2 protein-coding genes are annotated in these 1,762 nt (G+C 69.5%); both read right to left on the minus strand.

Going from position 1 to position 1,762, the window contains the following annotated elements; all coding sequences use genetic code 11:
* Window positions 1-174 precede the first annotated feature (174 nt).
* Window positions 175-819 (minus strand): glutathione S-transferase family protein, encoded by a 645-nt coding sequence (locus AC1DU6_RS29935; RefSeq protein WP_457324516.1) that lies wholly within the window; start codon window positions 817-819, stop codon window positions 175-177.
* Window positions 820-845: 26 nt separating this feature from the next.
* A partial coding sequence (locus AC1DU6_RS29940; protein ID WP_477861671.1) for a hypothetical protein occupies window positions 846-1,762 on the minus strand: 917 nt, incomplete at its 5' end.

Genomic DNA, 1,762 nt, shown 5'->3' on the forward strand with positions numbered 1-1,762 from the left:
GTGCAATGGCACGGGCATGGAGAGGCACGGACTGGAGGCGCAAGTGGATGTCTCTGGTTGATATCTGGCGTTGAGGCCGAGCCGCACGCCTGGGCGAGCGGGTTCAAGCGGAGTGTCAGCCATCATGCCGGCGCAAGCGAGGTTGCCGGGTCCCAAGCGCTGCCGGCGGCGGTTCTACCCCGCCTCAACCCGCGCGAAGTAGGCCTCCTGGGTCCGTTTCCAAGCAGGCCGGGCCAGGCAGCGGTCCCGATAGGCCGCGAGGCCCGCATAGGGTGTCATCAATGCCTGGTCCTTGATGCCCGAAACGAGCACATGCGCCATCAGGATGTCGGCGATGGTGAATGCCTCGGTCGCGACGAACTCGCGGCCGGCGAGCCAGCGTTCGAGGTTCGTCAACACCCGGTGTACCCAGCCCACCAGGAACTCGCGGTGCTTGCCGCAGCTGCCGTCCGCTGTCCAGTCGAGCACCATCAAAGCGAGCATCGGCGGCTCGACCGTGTTCATCGCGGCAAAACACCAGCGCAGCACCTGGGCCTCGCCGGTGCCACCGGCAGGAATCAGCCGACCTGACTTCTTTGCCAGGTGGACAAGGATGGCGGCAGATTCGGACAGCATCAGCCCGTCGTCGTCGATGGCGGGGATCTGCTCGAAGGGGCTGAGCCGGCGATAGGCATCGGTGTTCAGGTCGTGCGCCGGGTGGTCCATGCCGGCGATCTCGAAGGGCAGTTGCATCTCCTCGAGCGCCCACAGCACACGCAGGTCGCGGGTGTGGCCTCGCGCGCCGGCATTGACCTTGGAGAAGCCGTAGAGCCTGAGCATGTAAATTCCTTCGTTGACATTCGAGCCTAGGCGGCCCGCGGTGCGTGACGGGCGTCCATTTGCTGACGCAGGGCAAGGGACTCGCCCGTGCGGCCCATCGCTTCGGCCGCGCGGATGGCCAGCTCGTAGGCGCGCCGCGTCGGGCGTTCGCGCAGATTGGCCTGGGCCCAGGTCCAAGCGCGTTGCGGGTCGCGGCCCACGCCGAGGTAGAACTCGGCCACATGGTCGGCGAAGGCCGCGGGATGGCGGGCCAGCAGAGCCTCAAAACGGCGGCGTGCCCCGTCGATCTCATCCAGGCCACGTGCCACCTCGCCCTGGCGCGCATGCAGCGCTCCCAGCAGCGCCATGGCCTCGGGCTCATCGGTGTGAATGACGACATGCAGCAGCCGGGCCTCTGCCGCGGCCTCATTGCCGCGCGCCAGCTCGATCTCGGCGAGGTGGATGCCGGCCGCCGCGTAGTCGGGCAGCAGCCGCAGGGCCTCGGCGTAGAAGGCCGCACCCCGCGCCGGGTCGCCGCCCTGCTCGGACCACATCAGGCCGCGAGCGAAGGCAACGGCGGCGGCCGGAAAGGGCAAGGTCGTGTCCAGCTCGCGCAGGGCCCGGGCATAAAGCCGGTCGGCTTCCTCCAGGCGACCGACGGCGGCCACGCCGCGGGCCAGCGCGCAGTGGCTGGCAAAGCCGGGCCGGCGTTCAGCCTCAGCATGCAACGCGGGCAAGGCTTCTGCGGCACGGCCAGTGGCCACCAGCAACGCAGCACGCTGGGCAGGCGTTGCGCCAGCGGCGTCGAGGTCCGCTTGCGCGTCGGCAAAGCGGTGGGCGGCCATGCGGGCCCGGGCCCGCTGCAGGTGGTCTGCGGCACTGCCGGCCCTCACCTCGGTCAAATCGGCGGCGCGGTCCAGCACACGGTAGTCCGCCAGGAACTGCAGGCGCAGCAGCCACAGGT

This window comes from Roseateles sp. P5_B10, assembly GCF_056400485.1.

Bases quoted from the DNA above. Each gene is read 5' to 3' on its own strand.
- AC1DU6_RS29935 (WP_457324516.1), bottom strand. From the start codon at position 819: ATGCTCAGGCTCTACGGCTTCTCCAAGGTCAATGCCGGCGCGCGAGGC.